Here is a 253-nt window from a genome sequence, read left to right on the forward strand (position 1 = left end):
CAATCTCGGCCGCTCCGGCCACCGCGGCATGCACGGAGGGGAAGGATGGTTGGTCGGCGCCGACGCCCTCCACCGGGATGATGCGGGAGTCGGCCACCGACGGGGCATCGCGCGGGTAGGTCGCCTGGGCGTCAAGAGCGGCGAGGACAGCGTCGTACATGGCAGTGCGCAGCAGTGCCTGGGCCCGGCCGTCGCGGGGTCCAGAGAGCTTGAATTCCGTGGCGAGGTCCATGCCGACATTGGCCCAAGGGAT

Annotated in this window: 1 protein-coding gene; it reads right to left on the bottom strand. The window is 70.0% G+C overall.

Annotation, left to right across the window (positions count from 1 at the left end; genetic code table 11):
* Positions 1-253, bottom strand: a 253-nt coding sequence (locus ACYSM9_RS22010; protein ID WP_461859066.1) for a phosphatase PAP2 family protein, incomplete at both ends; no start/stop codon positions are given.

The organism is Arthrobacter sp. C152 (genome assembly GCF_054890965.1).